The 22,753-nt window shown below is 65.3% G+C and carries 21 protein-coding genes; 6 read left to right on the top strand and 15 right to left on the bottom strand.

Annotated features, from left to right (window positions below; translation table 11 throughout):
- Nucleotides 1–51: 51 nt before the first annotated feature.
- The 3 genes from LR961_RS13525 to LR961_RS13515 are packed head-to-tail and all read left to right on the top strand — an operon-like array spanning nt 52 to nt 1,771.
- Nucleotides 52–942, top strand: coding sequence for an MBL fold metallo-hydrolase (locus LR961_RS13525; RefSeq protein ID WP_232150292.1), 891 nt, complete (start codon nt 52–54; stop codon nt 940–942).
- Nucleotides 939–1,352 carry a YeeE/YedE thiosulfate transporter family protein gene (locus tag LR961_RS13520; protein WP_232150290.1) on the top strand — a complete coding sequence of 138 codons (414 nt, stop codon included), beginning with the start codon at nt 939–941 and terminating at the stop codon, nt 1,350–1,352. Before LR961_RS13525 ends, LR961_RS13520 begins: the two co-directional genes overlap by 4 nt.
- Complete coding sequence (locus LR961_RS13515; protein WP_232150288.1) at nt 1,349–1,771, top strand: DUF6691 family protein; 423 nt, start codon at nt 1,349–1,351, stop codon at nt 1,769–1,771. The genes LR961_RS13520 and LR961_RS13515 overlap by 4 nt, the downstream gene beginning before the upstream one ends.
- A 199-nt stretch (nt 1,772–1,970) precedes the next feature.
- On the opposite strand, the gene LR961_RS13510 is transcribed toward LR961_RS13515, so the two are convergent.
- Together LR961_RS13510 and LR961_RS13505 are read right to left on the bottom strand one after the other, a co-directional pair.
- The gene (locus tag LR961_RS13510) at nt 1,971–2,633 is read right to left on the bottom strand and encodes a response regulator transcription factor (protein WP_232150286.1); all 663 of its coding nucleotides are present in this window, start codon (nt 2,631–2,633) and stop codon (nt 1,971–1,973) included.
- A 169-nt stretch (nt 2,634–2,802) separates the two neighbouring features.
- Nucleotides 2,803–3,600: a 3-hydroxybutyrate dehydrogenase gene (locus tag LR961_RS13505; protein ID WP_232150284.1), complete on the bottom strand. Its 798-nt coding sequence runs from the start codon at nt 3,598–3,600 to the stop codon at nt 2,803–2,805.
- A gap of 115 nt (nt 3,601–3,715) precedes the next feature.
- Here LR961_RS13505 and LR961_RS13500 point away from each other — a divergent pair, with 115 nt between their 5' ends.
- The 3 genes from LR961_RS13500 (at nt 3,716) to LR961_RS13490 (ending at nt 6,970) form a co-directional block, all read left to right on the top strand.
- On the top strand, nt 3,716–5,548 hold the full coding sequence (locus LR961_RS13500; protein WP_269670728.1) for a 3-hydroxybutyrate oligomer hydrolase family protein: 1,833 nt from the start codon (nt 3,716–3,718) through the stop codon (nt 5,546–5,548).
- A 323-nt stretch (nt 5,549–5,871) separates the two neighbouring features.
- Nucleotides 5,872–6,468, top strand: coding sequence for a HutD family protein (locus LR961_RS13495; protein ID WP_232150279.1), 597 nt, complete (start codon nt 5,872–5,874; stop codon nt 6,466–6,468).
- Nucleotides 6,469–6,586: 118 nt separating this feature from the next.
- On the top strand, nt 6,587–6,970 hold the full coding sequence (locus tag LR961_RS13490) for a DUF1801 domain-containing protein (protein ID WP_232150277.1): 384 nt from the start codon (nt 6,587–6,589) through the stop codon (nt 6,968–6,970).
- A gap of 31 nt (nt 6,971–7,001) precedes the next feature.
- On the opposite strand, the gene LR961_RS13485 is transcribed toward LR961_RS13490, so the two are convergent.
- From LR961_RS13485 to LR961_RS13425, 13 genes are all read right to left on the bottom strand, one after another.
- Nucleotides 7,002–8,612, bottom strand: coding sequence for a sulfite reductase flavoprotein subunit alpha (locus tag LR961_RS13485; protein WP_232150275.1), 1,611 nt, complete (start codon nt 8,610–8,612; stop codon nt 7,002–7,004).
- Nucleotides 8,609–9,583, bottom strand: coding sequence for an FAD:protein FMN transferase (locus tag LR961_RS13480; protein WP_232150273.1), 975 nt, complete (start codon nt 9,581–9,583; stop codon nt 8,609–8,611). The genes LR961_RS13485 and LR961_RS13480 overlap by 4 nt, the downstream gene beginning before the upstream one ends.
- 160 nt (nt 9,584–9,743) lie before the next feature.
- Complete coding sequence (locus LR961_RS13475) at nt 9,744–10,550, bottom strand: DUF4198 domain-containing protein (protein ID WP_232150271.1); 807 nt, start codon at nt 10,548–10,550, stop codon at nt 9,744–9,746.
- 27 nt (nt 10,551–10,577) lie between these two features.
- Nucleotides 10,578–11,099 carry a DUF2271 domain-containing protein gene (locus tag LR961_RS13470; protein WP_232150265.1) on the bottom strand — a complete coding sequence of 174 codons (522 nt, stop codon included), beginning with the start codon at nt 11,097–11,099 and terminating at the stop codon, nt 10,578–10,580.
- 25 nt (nt 11,100–11,124) lie between these two features.
- A complete protein-coding gene (locus LR961_RS13465) occupies nt 11,125–11,739 on the bottom strand; it encodes a PepSY-associated TM helix domain-containing protein (protein ID WP_232151153.1) in 615 nt (204 codons plus the stop codon).
- A 384-nt stretch (nt 11,740–12,123) separates the two neighbouring features.
- On the bottom strand, nt 12,124–14,508 hold the full coding sequence (locus tag LR961_RS13460; RefSeq protein ID WP_232150262.1) for a TonB-dependent receptor: 2,385 nt from the start codon (nt 14,506–14,508) through the stop codon (nt 12,124–12,126).
- A 119-nt stretch (nt 14,509–14,627) separates the two neighbouring features.
- Nucleotides 14,628–15,032, bottom strand: coding sequence for a hypothetical protein (locus tag LR961_RS13455; RefSeq protein ID WP_232150260.1), 405 nt, complete (start codon nt 15,030–15,032; stop codon nt 14,628–14,630).
- Nucleotides 15,033–15,210: 178 nt separating this feature from the next.
- Nucleotides 15,211–15,897 (bottom strand): Fe2+-dependent dioxygenase, encoded by a 687-nt coding sequence (locus LR961_RS13450; RefSeq protein ID WP_232150250.1) that lies wholly within the window; start codon nt 15,895–15,897, stop codon nt 15,211–15,213.
- 48 nt (nt 15,898–15,945) lie between these two features.
- Nucleotides 15,946–18,252 (bottom strand): catecholate siderophore receptor Fiu, encoded by a 2,307-nt coding sequence (locus LR961_RS13445; protein ID WP_232150248.1) that lies wholly within the window; start codon nt 18,250–18,252, stop codon nt 15,946–15,948.
- A 213-nt stretch (nt 18,253–18,465) separates the two neighbouring features.
- Nucleotides 18,466–18,897 (bottom strand): hypothetical protein, encoded by a 432-nt coding sequence (locus tag LR961_RS13440; protein ID WP_232150238.1) that lies wholly within the window; start codon nt 18,895–18,897, stop codon nt 18,466–18,468.
- 413 nt (nt 18,898–19,310) lie between these two features.
- The gene (locus LR961_RS13435) at nt 19,311–19,643 is read right to left on the bottom strand and encodes a non-heme iron oxygenase ferredoxin subunit (RefSeq protein ID WP_232150236.1); all 333 of its coding nucleotides are present in this window, start codon (nt 19,641–19,643) and stop codon (nt 19,311–19,313) included.
- A complete protein-coding gene (locus LR961_RS13430) occupies nt 19,640–20,176 on the bottom strand; it encodes a GNAT family N-acetyltransferase (protein ID WP_232151152.1) in 537 nt (178 codons plus the stop codon). Before LR961_RS13430 ends, LR961_RS13435 begins: the two co-directional genes overlap by 4 nt.
- Nucleotides 20,177–20,181: 5 nt before the next feature.
- On the bottom strand, nt 20,182–22,725 hold the full coding sequence (locus LR961_RS13425) for a prolyl oligopeptidase family serine peptidase (protein ID WP_232150234.1): 2,544 nt from the start codon (nt 22,723–22,725) through the stop codon (nt 20,182–20,184).
- Between the last annotated feature and the right edge of the window lie 28 nt (nt 22,726–22,753).

Raw genomic sequence — 22,753 nt, 5'->3', positions numbered from 1 at the left:
CGCGACGAGCTTAGTTTAGAAACATCTAAATTACAAAACCGAGGCTTCCCCATGGGCCAGACCCCGTACCCGCAACCCTTGGTTGAAGCCTTCTTCGACCGGGACACCGGCACCTTCAGCTACGTCGTTTACGACGAAGTGGAGGGCGCGGCGGCGATCATCGATCCGGTGCTGGACTACGAGCCGAACGGTGCACGTATCGGCACGACATCGGCCGATGCGATGCTGGACTTCGTGCGTGAGCGACGCTTGAAGGTTGAATGGATCCTGGAAACCCACGCGCATGCTGACCACCTGAGCGCCGCCGGCTACCTGGCCGACATCCTGCATGCGCGCATCGCCATCGGTCGCGGCATCGTGCAGGTGCAACAGCGCTTCAAGACGATGTTCGGGCTGGGCGAGGAATTTGTCGCCGATGGCCACCAGTTCGACCGCCTGTTCGTCGATGGCGACCGCTTCAACATTGGCAGCGTGCAGGCGCAGGTGATCGCAACGCCGGGGCATACCGACGACAGCCTGACGTATGTGATTGGGGATGCGGCCTTCATCGGCGACACCGTGTTTGCTGCCGACACCGGCACCGCGCGTGCCGACTTCCCTGGAGGGGATGCGCATCGCCTGTACGCTTCGATCCAGAAGATTCTTGCGCTGCCGGAAGACACGCGCATCTTCCTGTGCCACGACTATCCGGGCAACAAGCGCGATGCACAGCCGCAGACCAGCATTGCCGAACAGCGTGAACAGAACGTCCATCTGAAGGACGGCACCGATGAGGCCGCCTTCGTGGCGCTGCGGCACAAGCGTGATGCAACGTTGCCGGTGCCGCGGCTGATCCTGCCGGCGTTGCAGGTCAATATCCGCGGCGGGCGCCTGCCCGAGCCGGATGCAAACGGCATCCGTTACTTCCGTTTGCCGCTGGATCAGATGGGAATTGCGTCATGAGCAGCTGGATGAGCGCGCTTGCCGGTGGTGTGCTGATCGGATTGGCCGCAACGCTGTTGTTGTGGCTGACCGGACGCATTGCCGGCATCAGCGGCATCCTGGGTGGCGTAATCATGCCGAGCAAGGGCGAGTGGGGTTGGCGTGTTGCCTTTCTTGTCGGTTTGATCGGCGCCGGCGCGGCGTGGTTGTGGTGGGTGCCCGGCGCGTTCGTGCCGAGGCAGGGATTCCCGCCGCTGTTGCTGGTCGTTGCTGGCCTGCTGGTCGGCTTTGGCACGCGGATGAGCAATGGCTGCACCAGCGGTCACGGGGTGTGCGGATTGGGGCGGCTGTCGCCGCGTTCGATGGTCGCGGTGATGGTGTTCATGGCCACGGCGATCGCAACCACCTACATCGTGAGGCACGTGGCATGAGCAGCCTGCGGATCACCCTGGCGGCATTGTTGTCCGGTGCGTTGTTCGGTCTGGGCCTGGCGTTGTCGGGCATGACCGACCCGTTGCGCATCCTCGGTTTTCTGGACGTGTTCGGGGACTTCGACCCGGCGCTCCTGTTCGTGTTGGGCGGCGCAGTAGGTACGACGATGCTGCTGTTTCGCTTCGTGCTGCGCCGACCGGCACCGTTGTGGGACGAGCGCTTCCGGATATCGGATCTGCGCGGCGTTGATCGCCCGCTGCTGATCGGCGCAGCGTTGTTCGGCATCGGCTGGGGGCTGGCGGGTTACTGCCCGGGCCCGGCGTTGGTCGGGCTGGGCGTGCTGTCGCCGGAGACGCTGTGGTTCGTGCCGGCGATGATCGCGGGCATGGTGCTGCACCGGCTCGTTCGCGGGAAATGAATCCGTTGTAGGAGCGGCGTAAGCCGCGAAGCTCGTAGCGCCTGGAGTGAAGATATTCGTGCAATTGCATGACGTTCCGGCGATGACGTGATGCGAGCTTCGCGGCTTACGCCGCTCCTGTAGTGGCTTGGCGCACGGCTTCCCGCCGCTGATCGGGCCTTGTCAGCATCGCGGCCGAGGCCGCTCCTGGGTTGGTGGTTCAGAGCACCTGACGCGCGGGGTCGCTCAGTTCCAGTTCGCGCAGCACCACGCTGGCCTGGGTGCGGTTGCGCACGCCCAGCCGCTCGAAGATGGCCGAAAGATGTGCCTTGACCGTGCGTTCCTGTACGTCCAGGCGGTCGGCGATCTGCTTGTTGAGCAGGCCCTCGGCCACCAGTGCCAGGACGCGGAACTGCTGCGGCGAGAGGCTGGCCAGGCGTGCAGCCAGTTCGCTGTCGTGGCTGGAGGACTGGGCGCGTGTCACTGCCGAGCGCAGCGAGGCAGGCAGCCATTGCTCGCAGGCCATCACGCTGTGGATGGCCTCGCGCAGTTCGTTCAAGCCCGAACTCTTGGGCAGGTAGCCGGCGGCGCCGTGGTCCAACGCGCGTCGCACCACGCGTGGGTCGTCATTGGCCGACACCACGATCACTGCGACGCCCGGATGTTGCGCGCGGATGGCGGCCAACCCGGCCAGGCCGTGATTGCCCGGCATATGCAGGTCGAGCAGGATCAGGTCGGTATCCGGCGCGGCGTCCAGCATTGCCAGCACACCGTCCAGCGATTCGGCCTCGCGCACCTGCAGGTCGCCGATGGCCTCGCTGGCGGCCTGGCGCAACGCGGCGCGGAACAGAGGATGGTCGTCGGCGATCAGCAGGCTTGGCATGGGAAGCCGGTGGTGAATGACAGGTGGGTGCAAGGTAGCAGAGCGGGGAGTGAGGGGGAGGGGGCGAGACGCGAGGAGTGAGGAAGGAGAAGTGAGAAACGAGAGAGCCCGGTGTTGGCTTTGGCGTTTGCCCTTACTCACTCCTCACTTCTCCTCACTCACTTCCTGCTCATTGCGCCGTCCACGCGCCGTCCATCGGCATGGCCGCGCCGGTGATGTTGTGGGCCTCGCGACGGCATAGCCACACCACCATCGCCGCGATGTCCTCCGGCAGCGACATGCGCAGGCTTGGCTGCTTTTCCTCGAGCAGGGCGCGTACGCCGTCGTCGCGGCGGCCGCCGTTGCGGTGCGCCTGGATCTGCGGCTCGATCAGCGGGGTTTCCACCCAGCCGGGGCAGATGCAGTTGACGGTGACGCCACCGCTGTCACGGCTGCCTGCCGCAGCGTATTCCAACGCGGCGACCTTGCTCAGGCCGACGATGCCGAACTTGCTGGCCACGTACGGCGCCTTGTTCTTGGAGGCGACCAGCCCATGCACCGAGGCGATGTTGAGCACGCGCCCGTAGCCGCGTTCGGCCATGCCCGGCAGCGCGTGCTGCATGGTGTGGAAGGCGGCGCTGAGGTTGATGGCGATGATGTCGTCCCACTTCTGCGCGGGTTGTTCGGCCAGCGGCGCGGCGTGCTGGATGCCGGCGCAGTTCACCAGGATGTCGATCTGGCCCCAGGCCTGCACCGCTTCGAGCAGCGTGGTGATTTCGGCGGGCTTGCGCAGGTCGGCAGCGAAATGACGCGTCTCGCTGCCGGCATTGGTCACGCTTTGAAGTGCGTCGCCAATCTGCTCCGGCGTACCCAGGCCGTTGATGGCCACGCGAGCGCCGGCGGCGGAAAGCGCCTGGGCGATGGCCAGGCCGATGCCGGAAGTGCTGCCGGTTACCAGCGCGGTGCGGCCTTGCAGAAAGCGGTCCATGTGGGGGACTCCATAAAACGTGGGAAAGTGCGGGAAACGTAGCAGCCGCCGCGCTAAAAGCGTGTGGTACCAAAGTACGATGAGCCGGGCTGGGGGGCTCTGCTAGGGTGCGCCCATGAGCCAATCCCTATTGCGTGCCGCCTGCGGCCTATTCGTCGGACTGAGCCTGGCGTCCTGTGCCAGTGGCCCAGCTTCCAAGTCCGTGGAGCCTTCCATGTTTAGCAACGAACTGCGCAGCGAACACCGCGGCACGGATGACCTGCTCACCGCCGGCCTGGGCCTGGCGGGCCTGCGCAGCATGGCGCCGCCGGCCTTTGCCGACGCCAACGCACCGACAGTCGAAGAGCTGCGCCGCCGAGCGTTGTGGGGCAGCTGGCGTGGCATCGCCGATCTTGCACCGGGTGGTGGTTATGGCGAACTGTTCGGCAGCTTGGCCGGTGTGCCGGGACGTGAGTACTCGGCCTACGCGCGCCTGCCCGATGCCAAACAGCCGCACCGCGTACTGGCGCAGGTGCCGGACAGTTTCGATCTTGCCAAGCGCTGCGTGCTGGTGGCCCCGGCGTCGGGATCGCGTGGCATCTACGGTGCGGTATCGGTGGCCGCGGCGTGGGGCCTGCCCAAGGGCTGCGCGGTGGTCTACACCGACAAGGGCGCCGGCAGCGATTACTACGACCTCGATGCGCAGATGGGCGTACGTGCCAATGGCACGGTAGGGACGCTGGGCGAGGTTGCCGATCTGGCCTTCGTGCCCGATGCACCGATCAATGCATCGGGCGTGGCGTTCAAGCACGCCCATTCCAAGGACAACCCGGAGGCGGATTGGGGCCGCCATGTGAAGCAGGCGGCCGAGTTCGCGCTGCTGGCGCTGGATCAGGCGTATCCGCAGGCGGCGCCGTTTACCTTCGACAACACCCGCATCATCGCCGTCGGCATTTCCAACGGCGGCGGCGCGGTGCTGCGCGCGGCGGAACTGGAAGGCGATTGGTTGGATGCGGTGGTTGCGGGCGAACCGAGCGTGTTGTCCGACGGCCCGGGCGCACGCGCGCTTTACGACTACGGCACCGAAGCCGCGCTGCTGATGCCGTGCGCGCAGCTGCACATGAGCAACCTGCCGCAGCCGCCGTTGACCGCAGCATTGCAGGCGGGCGCGGCGGTGCGCTGCGGCACGCTGGCGGCGGAAGGTGTGATCAGCGGTAGCACGCCGGCCGCGCAGGCCAAGTCGGCGTACGAATTGATGTTGAGCAAGGGCTGGACCGACGAAGCGCTGCGTGCAGGTGCCTTGTCCACAGGGTTTGATCTGTGGCGAGCGGTCGCTGCAACGTACGCATCGGCGTACGGCCGCTATGGCGTGGGTGAGCATCCGTGCGGCTTCAGCTTTGCCGCGCAGAACCCGGATTTCTCGCCACGTCCGGTGACGGTTGCCGAGCGCGCTGCCTGGATCTCCGATGGCAGTGGCATCCCGCCGGGCGCCGGCGTCGGCCTGCTGGACAGCAAAGTGCAGTTGCCTGACCTGACCTACGCCGGCCTGAAATGCCTGCGTGGCCTTTGGGACGGGCAGGGCGAGGATGCAAGGCGCGTGCGGGCCGGTATCGAGGCTACCCGCGCCGGGCTGCCACGCGAGGGCCTGCCGGTGATGGTGGTGCACGGCACTGACGACGGCCTCATCCCGCCGGCGTTCAGCAGCAGGCCGTATGCCGCTGCGGCCAAGGCAGCAGGCCGTGAGGTGAGCTACTGGCAGGTCAAGCACGTGCAGCACTTCGACGGCTTCCTCGGCCTGCCTGACTACGCCGCGCGCTACCTGCCGTTGCTGCCTTACGTGTATGCCGCGCTGGATCGCGTGCAGGCGCGTCTGGACAACGGCACGGCGCTGCCGGCCGATGCGGTGATCACCACCACGCCGCGAGCGGGCAAGCCGCTGACCGCCGAGCATCTGGCGGTGCCGAGGTAATCGGAGTTTCCCGTAGGAGCGGCTTCAGCCGCGAAGCACGTGTAGTTGCGGCTCTCATGCTGCTGGCCATCCGGTGATGCGTGGGTGCGGTCGTTCCGGCGGTAGGGGTGTTTCCAGTTTCGCGGCTGAAGCCGCTCCTATAGGAATGGCGGGGCGTCGTAGGAGCGGCTTCAGCCGCGAAGCACATGAAGTTGCGGCTCTCATGTTGCTCGCCATCCGGGAATGCGTGGGTGCGGTTGTTCCGGTGGTGGAGATGTTTCCAGCTTCGCGGCTGAAGCCGCTCCTGCATGGGCGTTGTCTCGCGGCAATGGCATCATGCGCCGATGGAACTCTTGAACTCTCCTTCCCGCGTCATCCCTTCAGCCGACTACCACCGCGAGCGCTGGCGCAACGGTCTGGGTTGGACCCGCGAAATCCTGCGCCTGCCCGAACAGAGCGACTGGCAGCTGCGGCTCTCGATTGCCGAGATAGAACAGGATGCGGCCTTCTCCGCTTTCCCCGGCGTCGAACGTGAACTGGTACTACTGCAGGGCGAAGGCCTGCGCCTGCGCTTCGCCGATGGCCGCTGCGAAACCCTGTTGCCGCCGTACCAGCGCCTGCGTTTTGCCGGTGAAGCCGAAATCACCGGCGAACTGGTCGATGGCTACACCCAGGACTTCAACCTGATGTGGCGGCGCGATGCCTTGCAGGCAGAACTGCTGCACCGGCCGCTGGTCGGCAACATGCTGTTCTTCACCGAGCCGCAGGCGGCCTGGGCGATTCATTTGCTGGCCGGGCAGGCCGTGTTTGAAGGTGATGTGCTGCCAGCAATGGCTGCGGGCGATACGGCGTGGCTGGCGGCGGGCGAGCGCACGCGGTTTGCGTTGAACGGCGGCGGTGAGCTGCTGGCGATCCGGGTAACGCCGGTCGCTGCCGCATAAGGCGGAGCGGCATGCCATCGCAGGTCTCACCGAGCGGTGCTGGCGCCTTGCCAAGGGCGGCAGAATGGCAGTATGCACGGCAACCTGCCAATGGCTGGCAGCACACAGGGGCGTGAGCATGGCGCGGACAGACGCGGTATCCGTGGAGACGTTCATCGCGGCACTGGATCATCCGCTGAAGCAGGAGATACTGGCCCTGCGCAGGTTGTTGCTGGCGGTTGATCCGTCCATCGGCGAGCAGGTCAAGTGGAATGCCCCCAGCTTTCACACGGGCGAGCACTTCGCCACGATGCAGCTACGCAAACCCGATGCAGTGCGGTTGATCCTGCATCTGGGCGCAAAGGCGCGAAAGCAGCCCGCCCTGGTGATCGTTGATCCGGAAGGGCTGCTGACCTGGCTGGGCCCGGACCGCGCGTTGCTTGAGTTCCATGACGCAGCGGAGCTGGCCGGTGGCAGTGAGGCGCTGACGGCCATCGTGAGGCAATGGATCGCCCACGTTTGAGGTCTGTCTGGATTGGCCGGACCTGCCGGGTTCAGTAAACGTCGCGCCGATAGCGCCCGGCGATGCGCAGGGCTTCGTGGGCTTCGCTGCCCAGGGCGCCGATGATCACCGCATCCACTGCGGGAGCCATTCCCTGCAGGCTGCCGCAGACCAGGATGGTGGCGCCTTGTTCCACCCATTCGCGCAACCGCAGCGCATGCACGGCGAGCGCGTCCTGCACGTAATGGAACGGACCATCGTCACGGCTGAACACCGTATCCAGATGCTCGATCCAACCTTCGCGCTGCCACTTCTGCAACTCGTCGCCGAAGTGGAAATCGTGGGCGGCGTTGCGCTCGCCGAACAACAGCCAGTTGCGACGTGCGCCGATATCGATGCGCGCGCGCAGATGGGCGCGCAGGCCGGCGATGCCGGTGCCGTTGCCGATCAGGATCAGCGGGGCATCGCCCGCCGGCGGATGGAAGTTGCGGTTGCTGCGCAGGCGCAGGTCGATCATGTCGCCGCTTGCGGTGTAGTCGCACAGCCAACCGCTGGCCAGGCCCGGGCTACCGTCCGGGCGCAGTTGTCGGCGCAGCATCAGCTGCAAGCTGCCTTCCGATGGCATCGAAGCGATGGAGTATTCGCGATGCGGCAACGGCTTGAGCGTGTTGACCAACCCAGCCACGTCAACGCTGTTGGTCTGTTCGGGCAACTGCGAGGCGGCAAGCAGGTCACGCAGCGGGCGACCATCGGGCAAGGCGGTGGCCGCATCAATGCCATGTGCCTGCATCCAGTCCAGCACCGCGTCCGGCGACTGGCGCGGACCAATCTCGGCGATGTCGCCGGCCTGCCAGGACGGCAGGGCGCCAATGGCGGGTTGCAAGGCGAGGTGGAACACCTTGCCGCCGACGCTGCCCGGGTTGAGCACCTGCCGTGCCTGCAACCGCCACGGCTGGTAGTCGGGCGTGCTCCAGTCCGGCACGTTGGCCACATTGCCTCCCAGCTGGCCCAGCAGCTGCTGCCAATGGCGCAGCGCGTCCGGATCGGCGTTGTCGACTTCGACGATATCGAACAGCGCCTGCGCAGCGTGTTCGCGCAGCCAGTCATCGAGCTGGTGGCCGAAGGCGCAGTAATGGTCGTAGGTGCGGTCGCCCAGCGCGAGCACGGCGTATTGCAGCTGCGGCAGAGCTGCCGGTTGCGGCATCACCCGGCTGAGGAAGGCAAGGGCGTGGTCGGGCGGGTCGCCTTCGCCGGTGGTGCTGACGATGAACAGGGCTTTGCGCGTGTTCTGCAGCAGGGCCGTGTCCACCTGGTCCAGCGCACGCAGGCGGGTGCTGTGGCCGGCGGCACGCAGGCTTTCCGCGCTGCGTTCGGCCAGCTGCTGAGCAAAGCCGGTCTGGCTGGCCCAGACCACCAGCAACGGTGGTTCACCATCCTTGGTGGCCTCTTCCTTGCGCGGGCGCACGCGCCACCACAAGGCAAAGCAGGCAGCGGCGTAAATGGCGAATGCGACCAATGCGCTCCACCATTGCGCCGGCAGCGGCGAGGCCAGCCACCAGCTCTCGCCCAGATGCAGGCGCAGCAACAGGAAAGCGATGAGCGCCAGTGCGGCGATCATGCCGAGATTGCCGAGCAGGGCACGTGTGGAGCGGTTGGAGCTCATTGCGGGTTTGCGTCCAGGTACTGCTGGAAGGTGGGTGTCATCATTTCCTGCAGGCCGTCCGGGCCGCGTGAGACGAAGCGTGCGGCCAGCCCATGTCGCGTGGCGAATGCCAGGCCCTGTTCGGCGCCCATCACGGTCAGTGCGGTGGCCCAGGCATCGGCGCGCATCGCTTGGCGATCAATCACCGTGACTGCGGCGGCGGCGCGCGTTACCGGCGCCTGCGTGCGTGGGTCCAGGGTGTGGCTGTAGGAAACACCATCATGTTCGTAGTGATGCCAGCGGTCGCCGGAGGTGGCCACCGCGAGGTCATCCAGTGCAAGCACACGCGGCGGGTACTCGGCGCCGGCATCTTCTTCCGGTGCGGATTCAACCAGCACGCGCCACGGCTGGCCATCGGGCTTGAGCCCGTAGCCGTGCAGTTCGCCGCCGACTTCGACCAGCGCGGCCTCGATGCCGCTGCGGCGCAGCCAGCGGCTGACCAGGTCGACGCCATAACCCTTGGCGATGGCCGACAGATCCAGCTGCAAATCGCCGGGTTGCAAAGCCGACTGTGCCTGTTGATCCAACTGCAGCTTCTGCCAGCCGCAGTGGCTGGCGACCTCTGTTCTTTCTGCAGAATCGGGTACGCGCTGCGCGCCGGCCTGCGCACCGAAGCCCCACAACGCGACCAACGGGCCGATGCTGGGATCGAATGCACCGTCGCTGCGCTCGGCGATGTCATGCGCGGCGGTGAGCACGTTCCAGAAGTCATCGGGAAGCGTCTGCCAGTGGCCGGCAACGGCACGGTTGTAGCGACTGATGTCCGAGTCCGATTCCCAGGTGCTCATCTGCGCGACCACGCGATCGAGTTCACCCTGGATGCCCGCGTGCAGCGCATGCAGGTCACGGCTGCGCGGCGCGACCAGCTTGACGCTCCAGGTGGTGCCCATGGTGTGGCCGCCAAGGGCGGCGATGTCGGAGTTGGGGGACATCAGTGTCGGGAATCGGGCAGGAGCCTTTTGTCCTTCTCCCGTGTGCGGGGGAAGGTGCCCCGAAGGGGCGGATGGGGGAAGCGTTTGCTGAAGTTGGTCAACAACAGGGTGCCCTCACCCCAACCCCTCACCCGCGTGCGGGAGAGGGGCTTTCGGCACATTACTGCGGCAGCACTTCCAGCGTGGCGACGTAGGTCAGGCGACGCACGTTGGCCTGCGGTACCGAGGTCTTGTTGTCCTCGGTGCCGGTTTCCAGCCAGTACATGCCAGCTTCCGGCCAGGTCACAGAGAACTCGCCCTTGGCGTCGCTGGTGACCTTGATCTCTTCCTGCGCGTTGCGGTAACGGGTGCCACCGCGGGTGATTTCCACTTCCAGGCCTGCGTGCGGCTTGCCGTCCACCAGCAGGCGGAAGGTGGCCTGCTCACCGGCGACCAGATCGTTCGGGTGCGCCAGCGCAACCATTTCCAGGCCCTTGCCGGTCGGCTTGAGCGCGGTGTCGTTCGGAGCACCGTTGGTGACGAAGGTTTCGATGCGGCCGGCGGTCTCGGAGACCTTCAGTTCCGGCGCGTTCTTCGGCACTTCGGTGGCGAAGCTCGCAGCGTTGCCGCGCCAGCGCTTGGGCTTGCCGTCTTCCTGCCAGTTGGCCGACAGGCCGGCATTGACGTTGGCCAGGCGGTAGGTGCCCTGCTGGGTGAGTTCGACGTCGAACACGCTGCGGTACTTGCCGGTGGCCACGTTCTGCGGCTGCACGGTGCTGCCGTCAGGCGCGGTGATGACCAGGTTGTCGATGCGCAGCGGCACATGGTTGAAGTAGAACAGGTCGTTGGAAACGGCCGCGTCCACCGTGATCCACGGGTTGGTACCGGAAATGACAGTCTGCGACGGCTGCAGCCAGGCCTTGTGGGCGGAGGCGGCGAACGGGAGTGCCGCGGCAATGGCGGCGGCAATCAGGAGGGAACGCTTCATTCGGTGAGCTCCAGTGCGTGGTGCGGATCAGGGCTTGACGGACAGGGTGACGGCGCCGAGTTCGGACGTGCCCTGGGCACTGCCGTTCTGGACGCTGCGCGCCGGCCAGGTGAAGGGAATCTTGACCAGTTCGCGGCCACCGACTTCGCGTGCGGCTTCCACCACCAGCGTGTACTGGCCGGCGGCCAGGCCGCGCAGCTGCGGCTGGCGGTCGCTGAAGCTGAGCTGGTGCTTGCCGACCGGACGGGTCGGCCCGGTGACGCCGTCAACCGGTACCTGCAGGGTGCGGCCGCTCTTGCGCCACCACTGACGCAGGTCCGGCAGCCACTTGGTGCCATGGCCTTCGGCGGTGTCCTTGAGCTGATACCAGACCGACAGGTTGGCGGCGACCTTCTGGTCAGCGCCTTCGATCCACACCGCGACATACGGGCGGTGGTATTCGGCCACGTTGAGCTTGGGCACTTCGACGTTGACGTCGAGGCTGGCGGCGTAGGCGGCCGGGGCGGTGGCGATCAGGCCGCTCAGGGCGATGGTCAGGGTGACGCGCATGGTGCGACTCCGGAAGGAATGACGATCAATGGATGAGAAGCAGGGCGATCAGCAGCGGGATAAGCAGGCCCAGGCCGACCAGCGGCCAGGTCATGCGCCGCTGCCGCGCATGCAGATGCAGCAGGAACAGGCCGGTGATGCAGAACACCAGGCAGGCCACGGCGAACAGGTCCAGGAACCAGCCCCAACCCGGTCCGGCATTGCGGCCCTTGTGCAGATCGTTGAAGTAGGAGACCCAACCGCGGCGGGTCTTCTCGAACTCCACCGCGCCGGTTTCACGGTCGATGCTCAGCCACGCATCGCTGCCGGGGCCAGGCATGGACAGATAGATTTCCTCCGGTGACCACTCGGCCGGGCGCTTGCCGATGGAGACATCCAGCTCGCGCGAGAGCCAGTCCGACACCCTGGTCGGCAGCGGTGCGTTGCCGTCTTCCCGATCACCCAGTGCCTTGAGCACGGGAGCGGGCAGTTCGATCTGCTGGTTCTGCACCTGCGGCGTGGCTTCGATCTTGGATGCGTGGTTGAGCGTGATGCCGGTGATGGAGAACAGCAGCATGCCGATCAGACAGACCGCCGAGCTGATCCAGTGCCATTGATGCAGCGTGCGCAGCCAAAAGCCGCGGCTGGCCTGTTGCTGCACGAGATTGGCGGAAGTGCGGTCTGCTGACACGGGGAAGGGGGAAATGGGAGGCCCGAAATTAGACCATTAATGAGAATGATTCGCAATTTGTAACGTTTTGTATCGTTTGGATCCATACGAAGGCGGGTGGAGCAGCCACAACAGCCACAGCAGCCGTAGGAGCGGCGTCAGCCGCGAAGCTGGCGATGCAGCAGCGGCGGAGAGACGCGCAATTGCAGGCTTCTGCGTATTCGGAGCCGTTGTCAGCTTCGCGGCTGACGCCGCTCCTACGGCCTGCTGCCTGCCTTCATGCAGCTTCCGCAAAAAAGCTCCCCCGCAACGCCGATACAACAACGCCCCGACCTGACCGCCGAAGCGGCCCGGCCGGGGCGTTTCCCCGAACCGTCAGAAGCGGGCGTTGAGGCTCAGCCAGAAGCTGCGTGCCTTGTCCTTGTTGTTGTAGTCGTCGAAGTACAGGACTTCATTGGTGTTGTCGGCATAGGCGCCGTCACCGTTGAGATCGGTGAAGGTGGTCTGGTAGGTGGTGAAGTCACGATCGAACAGGTTGTTGATGCGTGCGTTGACGGTCAACCATTGCGTGGCCTCGAACGAAGCACCCAGGTGGAACACGGTGTAGTTCTTGTAGTACAGCGGCTCACCGGTGACGGCGCTGATGTCGTTGAAACGCTTGGAGCGCGCTTCGCCGGTCAGGAACAGGCTGAAGCGATCATTGGCCTGCCAGTTGAAGGTGGCATTGGCCATGTGCTTGGCGCTGTTGCCCAGCGGCAAGCCCTTGCGGGCACCGCTCTTCTGCTCGCTGTCGGTGTAGGTGTAGTTGGCGCGGAGGCTGAAGGCGTCGTTGATTTCCCAGCGGCCGGCGACTTCGGCGCCCTGGATCACCACCTCATCGATGTTCACCGTCTTGCTGCTGCTGGCGTAGCCGAGGTCGGCATACTCGCCGGTGCTGCTGCAGGCCAGGGTCAGGCCGGCGCCGCACGGCTGGGAGGAGATCTTGTCGTCGAACTTGTTGTGGAAGAGGGTGGCGTTGAAGTTGTGGCCATCCGGGTGCTGCCAGTAGACCGCCAGCTCGGTGCTGGTGCTGGTTTCCGGCTTCAGGTCCGGGTTGCCGAACATCGGCGAGGTGCCCTGGCCACCGAAGCCGGTGACGCCGTCATACAACTGCGTGGTCTTGGGGGTCTTGAAGCCGGTGCTGACACCGCCCTTGACCGTCCACTGCTCGTTGACGGTGTACACGCCGTACAGGCGCGGGCTCAGGTGGTCACCAAACACTTCGTGATCATCGAAACGCAGGCCGTAGGTGATGGCCAGCGGTGCGATGACGGTCCAGGTGTCCTCGGCGAACAGCGAGTACATGTTGTGCTCCTGCTTGCGGCCCGGGTTGCCGACTTCCATGCCGAACACGCCGTCGGTCAGTTCGCCGCGGATCACCTGCGTACCAAACACCGCGACGTGGTCACCGGCGGCCTGGAACGGGACGTCGAGCTTGGCATCCAGCGTGTACTGCGCGCTTTCCAGCGTGCGCTGCGGGCGCGGCAGGAAGGTCTGCTCGGCGGCAGCGCGGCGCTGCGCTTCGCTCAGGCCGGCGTACGCACCGGTGGCGTTGAGCATCTGCAGCAGCTCACGGCGCTCGGCCACGGTGAACGGCATGGTGCGGCCGTCGTTGTTGGTGGCCACGTGCGAGAGCGAGACAAAGCTGTTGCCGAAGTCCCACTTGCCGTCATGGGTCAGTGCCCAGGCGTCACGGGTGAACTCCTGCGTCGGACCATAGCCCACGCGGGGATCGGCACGCGTGCAGTTGCGGCGGGCGATGCAGCTGGTGGAGTTGCCACGCCAGATCGAGGCGATGCCGTCGACCGTGCCGACCGGGTATTCCTCGACGCCCTGGTCGTTGATCTTGATCGAGTTGTCGTATTCCTGACGCGAGGTGTCGTAGTCCAGGGTGACGGTCTGCGACTCGGTCGGCGTCCAGGCCAGGCTGATGCCACCGGCCTTGTTGGTGTTGTCCACGGTCTTGCCGCCGCCGCCGAAGCCAAGTGCGCGGTTGTGCTCGACCCCGGCCGGGTCGGTGACCGAGGAGTACACCGGGTTGGAAGCCTTGCGGTCGTACCAGCTGGCGCGCGCGCTCACGTTCAGCACGCCCGGCACGAGCGGGCCGGTGACGAACAGGTCGGCGGTGCTGTCATCGCCGAACTCGTCGTTGGTTTCGAAGGTACGCGCGACGGTGACCGAGCCGTGCCAGCTGTCCAGCGTGCGCTTGGTGATGATGTTGATGACGCCGCCCATCGCATCGGCACCGTACAGGGTGGACGCAGGACCGCGGATCACTTCGATGCGTTCGATCGCATCCAGCGGCGGGATGTGGTTGAACTGGTTGCCGCCGAAGTTGTTCGGGTAGATGTCGCCGTGATTGTTCTGGCGACGGCCGTCGACCAGGATCAGCGTGTAGTCCGAACCCATGCCGCGCATGGAGATGGTGCCCTGGCCGGTCTTGTCGCGGGTTTCGCCCACGTCCACGCCTTCCAGGTCACGCACCGCATCGAGCAGCGTCATGTAGGGGCGCTTGGTCAGCTCTTCCTGGGTGATGACCGAGATGCTGGCTGGTGCATCGGCGATCTTCTGCTCGAAGCCGCTGGCGGTGACGACCACCTTGTCCAGCGTGGTGGGTGCGCCACTGCCGCTCGCGTGGGCGGTGGTGGACAGCACGCCGAGTACAGCGGCGGCAAGCAGGTGGCGGGAAACGGACGCACGACGACGATGGCGCAGGGCCATGGGGTTACCTCGGATAGGCATAGAAAAGAAGGGGGTGCGCCAGTGCTGCCGGCGAAGGCGCCGGTGCGGTGGCGGTTGTACGGAGAGCTGACGCCGTGGGGGCGTCGGAGACGGCTGGATCAGACCAGCGGTGGCGCTTGCCCGCGCTGTTGGCGCAGGCCGGGTGCTGTGTGGCGCACCTTGTGTGGGCTGTCGACCATCAGCGGGCCGGCCGTGATCACGCCGTGCGCCAGATGACGGGTGTCCAGCGCCGGTTGCGGCTGTGCAACGCGCGGTGCGTTCAGGCTGGCTACCCGGCGCAGCTTGGCCGGAGATTCTTCTTCAAGATGCCGTTCGCCGCCGCGTTCTTCCGCAGGAACGGAGTTGCCGGCGTGCGTGAGGCCATGGCGGAGTGAAGCTGGCCCGGCGTGGGCCAGGGACGCCAGCAATGACAACAGCAGCACAAAACACATGGCCAGCGAACGAACGGCATGGACGCCGCGCGCTGCGTTGGTCAGGTGTTGCGCTTGCCGTGGTTGCTGCACGTGATGCCCCTGGATGCGCACGCGGCGGTTGGCCGGGTGCCTGCGGGGCGGAATTGTAGATGGGATTCGTTAGCCTGTGCAAATGAGAATTGATATCGATTGACATAAATCAGTCGATATTGGCAGGCGCGGATGCCGACGGTCGCTGTGCGGCATCGGTGCGCCACGCTTTCCTGGCTCAGGTTTCAGCCCATTGGCGCAGCAGGTTGTGATAAACGCCAGTGAGGCTGACCAAGGAAGCATGCTGCGGCACGTCGCCGGTCAGTTGCTGGATGGACAGGTCCAGCTCCCACAACAGGCGCCGCCGGGCGTCGTCACGGACCATGCTCTGCACCCAGAAGAACGAGGCGAGCCGCGCACCGCGGGTCACCGGTTCGACCTTGTGCAGGCTGCTGGACGGATACACCACCATGTCGCCGGCCGGCAATTTCACTTCGTGCTCGCCGTAGGTGTCGCTGATCACCAGTTCGCCGCCGTCGTAGTCCTCCGGCTCGCACAGGAACAGTGTGCAGGACACGTCCGAGCGGATGTGGCTGCGTTGTTCGCCATGGCCGACGGTCATCACCGAGCCGTCGACATGGAAGCCGTATTCGCCACCGCCCTGGTAGCGGTTGAAGCGCGGGGGCAGGATCCGCAGCGGCAATGCAGCGGCGAAGAACTGGGGGTTGCGCTCCAGCGCGGCCAGTACCGCAGTGCCCAGCGAGGCTTTGAGTGGGGAGCTGTCGGGCAGCTGCTGGTTGCGTTTGACCTGTGCGCCGCGATGGCCGACGGTCTCGCGACCGTCGGTCCAGTCGGCACCATCCAGTGCCTGGCGGATGGCCGCCAGCTCCTGGGCCGTCAATACATTCGGGATGTGCAGCAACATGGGCGTTTCCGATGGTGGCGCGGGGAGGATATCCCCGCGCCGCCCGGCTCAGAAGCGGAAGTCCGCGCTGAACACGAAGGTACGCGGGGTACCCGGGGTGTAACGGTAGCCGCTCTTGTTGATCGCCGCGACATACTGCTTGTCGAACAGGTTGTAGGCGTTCAAGCGCAGCACCAGGTGGTCGTTGATCGCATAGGACGCCACGGCGTCATAGACGGTGTAGGACTTGGTGAAGGCCGGAGTGCCACGGGCACCGTCGGTGCCGCGGTGCATTTCACCCGAGTAACGGGCACCGCCGCCGATGGTCAGGCCAAACGGGAAGTCGTAGCTGGTCCAGGCGGTGAATGCCTCGTCCGGGGTGTAGGTCAGGTTGTTGGTACCGTCGGCGGTGACCAGGCTGCCGGTGTCGACCTGGGTGTTCATGTGGGTGTAGCCGGCCGAGACCGACCAGCTGTCGGTGATGCGGCCAACCGCGGAGACTTCCACGCCTTCCACGGTCTTCTGGCCGTTCTGGAAGTAACCCTCGGCAGCGCTGCCGGTGATCTCGTTGGTCACTTCGGTGCGGAACAGGGCGACGTTCAGTGCCAGCGCGTCATCCATGAAGTTCCACTTGGTGCCCACTTCGATGGTGGCCGCTTCCTGCGGGTCCATGTTGATGTTGTTGACGTTGCCGGCGGTTTCGTTCAACTGGAAGTTGCTGCCGCCGGGAGGCTGCTGCGACACGGCGTAGTTGGCGTACACGCTGACCGCGTCGCTGGGCTTGTAGAGCGCGCCCAGCTTCCAGCTGACCAGGGTGTCCGAATCTTCCTGCGAAGGCAGGTTGATCAGCGTGCCCAGCGGCTTGCCGGCGCAGTTGGCGGCCGTACACAGGGCAGCGGCGTCGTACTCGGTCTTGTAGTGGTCGGCACGCACGCCTGCGGTGACCATGAAGCTCTCGGTGAACTTCAGGGTGTCAAACACGTACAGCGAGGAGGTGGTGGTCTTGCCCTCGGTGTTGGCGCCGGTGCGGCGGGTGGTCAGGCCGCTGACATTCCAGTTGGGGTCGTACAGATTGGCCGGGCCCCAGCCTGCGCCGACGGTGCCGGCCTTGCCCCAGCTCTTCTGTTCTTCCCGGGTGAATTCCAGGCCGGCGTTCAAGTTGTGCTGCACGGCACCGGTGGCGAAGTCCACGCGCAGGTTCAGCTGGTCGGTCAGGATGGAGTTTTCCTGATCCTTGTAGGTGAGGTTGCTGCGATTCATCGTGTAGGTGGACAGATCGTTGATGTCCGTCCACTTGATGTTGCCGCCCTGCGGGTTGGCAGCGGTACCGCCGGTGGACATGAACGCGGTCAGCAGATAGTCCTGCTCGGTCTTGCCCCAGCGTGCGGTGTTGGTGAGCTTGAAGGTGTCCGAGAAATCATGCTCGAAACGGAACGTGGCCTGCTGCGTGGTCACATCGTCGTGGTCATAGACGGTGCCGTAGAAGTTCTCCGGATTCACCGGATGGCCGGCCAGATGCTCCAGACCCGGCTGCGGGGTCCAGCCCGGCAGGCCGATGGTCGGCACGAAACCGTCCGGGATGTTGTCCTGCTTGAGGTACTGCAGGTTCAGGAAGTAACGCGTCGCGGTGCCCAGGCCGAAGGCGAACGACGGTGCGAGGCCCCAGCGCTTGTTGTTGACGTGGTCGCGGCCGGCGACATCGCTGTCCTGCCACATCGCGTTCAGGCGCAGCGCAGAGGTGGCGCCCAGGGTCTGGTTCCAGTCGGCGGTGGCGCGCTGCTGGCCGTCCACGCCGGCGGAGAGGCTGCCGGAGACCGCATCACGCAGGTTGGCCTGCTTGGTGATCATGTTGATCGCGCCGGTCGGCGCGGTGCGGCCGATGTCGGTGCCGGCCGGGCCCTTGAGCACTTCCACCTGCTCGGTGTTGAACACGTCGCGGGAGATCGAACCCAGGTCGCGGATGCCGTCCACGAGGATGCTGCTGGAGCTGTCGAAGCCGCGCATGTACACCGTGTCACCGGTGCTGGTGTTGCCGTTCTCGCCCGCGTAGAAGGTGCCGACGCCAGCGCTGTTGCGCAGGGCTTCGGTCAGGGTGGTGGCGCCCTGCTGGTTGAACAGGTCACCGGTGATGACCTGGATGGTCTGCGGGGTGTTCTGCAGCGACTGGCTGTACTTGTTGTTGGCCGACTTCTCACTCTTGAAGCCGGTGGTGGCATGCACCTCGACCTGGTCCAGGGTGCGGGCGTCGCGCTCGGCGGACTGCGCCAGGGCCAATGAAGGGAATGCGACCAGGCCGGTGATCAGGCCGGCGGTCGAGGCCAGGGTGCCGACGCTGCGGGTCGGGGAAGCATGCTTGCGGCTCTTGATATGCGTCATGGGTAATCGGCAGGTAGGGAAAGGGGATGGAGGCAACGCGCCCGATGGCGTTGAAACGACGCTGGGGGCGGACGCGCAGCAGAGGACGGATCGATATCGACGGCTGGCGGGCAACGACAGGGCAGGAACAGCCCGGTTTCGGTGGCTTGCAGGCGTCTTGAAGGGAACTGGATTGCGGTTGAAGCGCTGGCGCGAGGCCAGGGACGAACGCGATCAGGCCAGCGGCGGGGCGTGGCCGGGGTTCAACAGCAGATAAGGTGCCGCCGGATAGTGGTGCGAGCGCTCAAGCGCATGCCGCAGCCGGGTGTCGGTTGCGGCAGCCAGGAACATGCGGCTCGGTACGACGCCGATCATCAATGAAGTGAGCAGGTCGGCCGGGGTCGGGCGCGGACGTGCAGTGCGTGAGGATTCGGCGCCGGATTCGGAAATGGCAACCATGTCCGGCAGGTCTGCCGGATGACCGCCGCCAGGAACGGCACTGACCTGGTCGAAGCCCGTGCTCGGCAACGCATCTGGTGCCGCGCTGGGGTGTCCTGCCAGCATCGTCCAGGCCAACAGCAACCCGAATGCCAGCATCAACCACGGCAGGCGCTGCAGCACGAAGGCGGCAGGTCGCTGAAGAGCCGTGGAGGGAGGGTGGGGCATGGGTTCGTTGTGTTAAAAAATCATTGCAAAGTGCAATGGATGCGCATCTTATTGAGAATTGTTTGCGTTATCAATATTGGGTGGCCGGCTGAAGGTGTTCCCGGGACAGTGGGCTGGCATGTTGGGCCGCTTGTTTCCCAAGCGCCGCCAGCTCTGAAACCGTTGCCGACCGGGCTGTGGCGACGGCGACCTGGACCGAAGTGGGACAGCCGGTATTGCGGGGCCGCCGGCGCTGTCGTGCCTGCCGAGCCCATGACGGCGAGATGGGCGTAACGTCTGTCGAAGCCGGTTTTGCGCGGGGCAAGGGGCACGGCTGACGCCCGCCATGGGCCGGAAGCCGGAGGCGGGCATTGCGGGAGGATCAGGAGAGGGGCGCGGCGCGGGTTTCGCGCCCGGGTGGTGCCGTGGGGTGGTCAGTCGCGGTCGTCGCGCGACCAGATGCCGCCGTGCTCGCGCTTGACCGGGAACTTGGGCACCGGCGTATAGGCCGGTGCGCACAGGGCGTTGCCACTGCGGATATCGAAGCGGGCGCTGTGCAGGATGCACTCGATGCTGCCTTCGGCCGGGTCGATCACACCCGAGGACAGTTCGAATTCCTCATGGCTGCACTGGTCTTCCAATGCATACAGTTCGCCATCGAGGTTGAACACGACCAACGGGGTGCCGGTTACCTCGTCGAAGGCGGTCTTCATTTCGCCGGGCAGCAGTTCCTCGCTGGCACAGATGAAGGTCCAGGTCTCGCTCATGCGGTGGCTCCCAGCGGCTTCTCCAATACCTCGAACTGCAGGTCATCGCGCTTGGGAATGCCGAAGCGCTCATCGCCGTACGGGAATGGCTTCTTGATGCCGGTGCGGACATAGCCACGACGTTCGTAGAAAGCGATGAGCTCGTCGCGGCAGTCGATCACCGTCATCTGGATCAGCGGCAGTTGCCACTGCTCCAGCACATGGCGTTCGGCCTGCAACATCATCTGCTTGCCGACACCGCCGCCCTGTGCCTTGGGGTTGACCGCGAACATGCCGAAATAGCCATGGCCATTTTCGTCAGCGACATGGCAGCAGGCCATCAGTTGGCCGGCCTGTTCGGCCAGCAGAATCACGCTGCGCGGACGCTCCAGGTCAGCCTGGATGCCTTCGGCATCAATGCGCTGCCCATCAAGGATGTCTGCTTCGGTGGTCCAGCCCACGCGCGAGGCGTCGCCACGGTAGGCGGAGGTGACCAGTTCGATCAGGGCCGGGATGTCGGCGGTGGTAGCGGTGCGGTAGGTGATGGCGTCCATGGTGCTCATTCTAGCCCGGCTGTTTCCTGCGGGCCTTTGCCGGCGCCGGTTTGTGCAGAGCCGGTTGCGGCCGCGGCTTGCTGCTTGTGCATTGCCCTGTCGAGAAAGCTGGCGATCTGCTCCCATGCCCTGGTCTTGTTGGCCGGCGAGTCGAAGCCATGCCCTTCATCATCAAAGTAGAGTTCGCTGGCCGGCCTGCCCGCCAGTGACAGCATCCGCGCCATGCGTCGGCTGTGTTCAAAATCCACGCGTGCGTCCTGTTTGCCATGTACCAGCATGACCGGGGTGGTCAGCACCTGGTACTGGTACAACGGCGAGGTGCTGCGCATGGCGGCCAGATCCTCATTGGGGTTGCCCATCAGCTTCTCGGCCAGTTGGCGGCCTTTCTCACTTCGCGCGGTGTCGCTGGCGGTAAAGAAAAGCAGACGATCACTGACCCCGGAAATGGAGACGGCACAGCGAAACCGCTCAGGCCAGCGCACCGCCGATACCAGCGCAGAGTAGCCGCCGTAACTGGTACCCACCACGCACATGCGTTGTTCATCGATCGGATACCGGGCGAGTGCGAATTTGATCGCGGCATCAATGTCATTCTCGATGCCGCTGCCGTAATTGCGGTGCCCGGCCTCGCGGAACGCTCGGCCGTAGCCTTCAGAGCCACGGAAATTCACCCGCAATACCGCGTAGCCGCGCGAGGCGAAGAACTGCACTTCGGGATCGAAGTGCAGGCTGTCGGCCACGCCGATCGGGCCGCCATGCGGAAACACCACAAGCGGCCTGGGCGCGGCGCCCGCCGGAAGGGTCAGGAATGCATCGACCTTGAGGTCATCTGCGGCGGTGAACTGCAGGGTATGCGTGGGAGCGAACGTGCGTTCGGCCAGCCACGGAAACGACTCGCCCACCTGTGCTGCCACGCCTTTTGTCACGTCCAGGTGGTAGAGCTGCGGCGGCATGTCGGCCGCGTCCACGCGCAGGATCAGGCTGTGAGCGTCACGGCTTCGTTCCACCAGCTCGACCGTGCGACCGGGAAAGGCCGCAGCGACCTGCGCGGCGACCTTCGCATCGGCCTCCTGGAAGTAATGCGTCAGCAACTGCCCGCTGCGGTAATACTCCACGCCGATGACATTGCGTTGTTCGTCGAACAGTGCCGTGTGCACATCGGTACCGGGTTGCGTATACAGGGTTCGGGTGATGGTTCGGGTCGCGACGTCGAACTCCACGAGATCGCGCTGGGCGCGATCCTTGTCGGTCAACGCGTAGATCCTGGAGGCGTCCGGAGAAATGCCGATGGGATCGAAATCGTTCTCTTCGGACAGGTTCATCACGTCCTCATGAAGCCCCAGGTTGCGGCGGACCAGGAAGTGGTCCTCGCCGCGACGGACAATGCCCATGCGCAGGGCACCATCACCGTCGGCCAACCACCAGACGTCATCGGACAGCCCGCTGTTCAAGCGCTCGCGAAACTGAGGGCGGAAGGCTTCAACCGCCGCCTTGTTGCCCACCTCCAGCGTATGCACCATCAGCTCGCCTTTGCGGCTGTAGCTGGCAAACAGGATGTGGTCCGGCTGCTTGGGCAGCAGGTCCAGCACCGAGCCGTTGATCGGAATCTGATACGTTGAAAAGGAGCGCTTGCCCTGCGCATCGCTTTGCATGCGCACCACCGAAACGCGATGGGTGCCGTCGGACAAGCGGGTTGAAACCAGCAGCGTCTGGTCACTGGCCCAGCGCAAGCTCGCCAATGGCATGTCGGCCGAGGCCAGGCGGATGACGGTGCTGTTGCGCAGGTCGATCAGGTCCAGGTCCCATTTTCCGGGTGCCTGGCGGACCTGTTGCACCAACAGCGTGCCGGCCGGATTGAGGCTGGTAGCGATGATCCTGGAATGGCGCCACCACGGATCGGCTGCGGCTTCCTGCTTGGCCAGCTCCTCATCCTTCTGCGTATCGGCGCCACCGGTCCCGGCAGGAGTCGGATCCGGCGGCGGTGGCGTCTGCGACGCGGCAATGTCCTTGTAGAACGCAGGGAACGGATCCGGGTAATGGCCCGAGTAGTTCAGGGCGTACTGGCTGTAGATCGCCGGATGGTTGCGCTGCAGCCAGTTGATCGCTGCAAGGCCCCGGTTCGAGCGACGGATATCGGCACGCCAGAACGAGGTGGGGCGAAAAACCAGATCGCCGGGGTAGGCAATGGCGCCGGCGGCAACGTCGAACTCAAATTCCTTGTCGTTGCCCAGTTGGTAGCGGAACCCGTAGGCCAGCGACAGTTCACGCCATTTGTAGCGGCCCACCGGGGCGACGTACAGGCGGTAGCTCTGGCCGCTTTTCAGGTCGGTCATGGTGCCGCTGCCCCAGACCTTGCCGTCGCGATTGACGCGCACCTGGTACAGGTCGACGTTGCTGTCCACGGCGACCAGCACAAAGCCTTCGTCCGGCTTGAGCGCCGGGAGCTGTCCCGGCTTCACCACATCCATCGCGGCCCATGCCAGGCAGGGCCAGAGCACCGTTGTCATCAACCATGCCAGCGCCCAGTACCGTTCCTTGTTTACGCTCATGCGCTTCCCCCGAGGCTCGGTCGGGAGG

The organism is Stenotrophomonas sp. SY1 (assembly GCF_021202945.1).
Lineage (GTDB): Bacteria > Pseudomonadota > Gammaproteobacteria > Xanthomonadales > Xanthomonadaceae > Stenotrophomonas.
This window is presented reverse-complemented; position numbering and strand designations above follow the sequence as displayed.

Coding starts and splice junctions, on each gene's coding strand:
- LR961_RS13525 (WP_232150292.1), top strand. CDS start 52: ATGGGCCAGACCCCGTACCCGCAACCCTTGGTTGAAGCCTTCTTCGAC.
- LR961_RS13520 (WP_232150290.1), top strand. CDS start 939: ATGAGCAGCTGGATGAGCGCGCTTGCCGGTGGTGTGCTGATCGGATTG.
- LR961_RS13515 (WP_232150288.1), top strand. CDS start 1,349: ATGAGCAGCCTGCGGATCACCCTGGCGGCATTGTTGTCCGGTGCGTTG.
- LR961_RS13510 (WP_232150286.1), bottom strand. CDS start 2,633: ATGCCAAGCCTGCTGATCGCCGACGACCATCCTCTGTTCCGCGCCGCG.
- LR961_RS13505 (WP_232150284.1), bottom strand. CDS start 3,600: ATGGACCGCTTTCTGCAAGGCCGCACCGCGCTGGTAACCGGCAGCACT.
- LR961_RS13500 (WP_269670728.1), top strand. CDS start 3,716: ATGAGCCAATCCCTATTGCGTGCCGCCTGCGGCCTATTCGTCGGACTG.
- LR961_RS13495 (WP_232150279.1), top strand. CDS start 5,872: ATGGAACTCTTGAACTCTCCTTCCCGCGTCATCCCTTCAGCCGACTAC.
- LR961_RS13490 (WP_232150277.1), top strand. CDS start 6,587: ATGGCGCGGACAGACGCGGTATCCGTGGAGACGTTCATCGCGGCACTG.
- LR961_RS13485 (WP_232150275.1), bottom strand. CDS start 8,612: ATGAGCTCCAACCGCTCCACACGTGCCCTGCTCGGCAATCTCGGCATG.
- LR961_RS13480 (WP_232150273.1), bottom strand. CDS start 9,583: ATGTCCCCCAACTCCGACATCGCCGCCCTTGGCGGCCACACCATGGGC.
- LR961_RS13475 (WP_232150271.1), bottom strand. CDS start 10,550: ATGAAGCGTTCCCTCCTGATTGCCGCCGCCATTGCCGCGGCACTCCCG.
- LR961_RS13470 (WP_232150265.1), bottom strand. CDS start 11,099: ATGCGCGTCACCCTGACCATCGCCCTGAGCGGCCTGATCGCCACCGCC.
- LR961_RS13460 (WP_232150262.1), bottom strand. CDS start 14,508: ATGGCCCTGCGCCATCGTCGTCGTGCGTCCGTTTCCCGCCACCTGCTT.
- LR961_RS13450 (WP_232150250.1), bottom strand. CDS start 15,897: ATGTTGCTGCACATCCCGAATGTATTGACGGCCCAGGAGCTGGCGGCC.
- LR961_RS13445 (WP_232150248.1), bottom strand. CDS start 18,252: ATGACGCATATCAAGAGCCGCAAGCATGCTTCCCCGACCCGCAGCGTC.
- LR961_RS13440 (WP_232150238.1), bottom strand. CDS start 18,897: ATGCCCCACCCTCCCTCCACGGCTCTTCAGCGACCTGCCGCCTTCGTG.
- LR961_RS13435 (WP_232150236.1), bottom strand. CDS start 19,643: ATGAGCGAGACCTGGACCTTCATCTGTGCCAGCGAGGAACTGCTGCCC.
- LR961_RS13430 (WP_232151152.1), bottom strand. CDS start 20,176: ATGGACGCCATCACCTACCGCACCGCTACCACCGCCGACATCCCGGCC.
- LR961_RS13425 (WP_232150234.1), bottom strand. CDS start 22,725: ATGAGCGTAAACAAGGAACGGTACTGGGCGCTGGCATGGTTGATGACA.